The sequence below is a fragment of the Mycetohabitans sp. B3 genome, assembly GCF_021498065.1.
GTDB lineage: Bacteria > Pseudomonadota > Gammaproteobacteria > Burkholderiales > Burkholderiaceae > Mycetohabitans.
Window position 1 is genome coordinate 1 of sequence record NZ_JAHLKN010000210.1, and the last position, 381, is coordinate 381.

The 381-nt window shown below is 60.4% G+C and carries 1 protein-coding gene; it reads right to left on the bottom strand.

Features of this window, described 5'->3' with window-relative positions; genetic code table 11:
• Window positions 1-365 (bottom strand): AMP-binding protein (locus KQH55_RS16365; RefSeq protein ID WP_235091713.1); only part of this gene is annotated, 365 nt, incomplete at its 3' end.
• Window positions 366-381 lie beyond the last annotated feature (16 nt).

Below are 381 nucleotides of genomic sequence, written 5' to 3' on the forward strand. Positions count from 1 at the left end.
TAGTAGGCTGGTTGGGGCCACAGCTGCAGCAACCTGCGCAACTTCGCGATGGGGAAGACTTCGCCGGCGAAGAGCACGAGCCGTAGCCGGTTCGGAGCAGGGCTGCGCCCGTTGTGCTGTTCGGCCAGCATACCTAGAATGGCCGGTGCTGAATACCAAACCGTGATCGCCCGGGAGGAGATCAATGTAGCGAGATGGCGTGGGCTTGCAGCCAGGTCGGCGTCGATCAGGTGAAGGCATGCGCCATTCTTAACGCAGATATAGAGGTCGAAGATCGACAGGTCGAAATGCAATGGGGCGTGGCTAGATACCTGGTCTTGCGCTGTCACCTTGAAGGCAGCCGAGGCCCATTCGACGAAGCTCACGGCGTTGCGCTGGCTG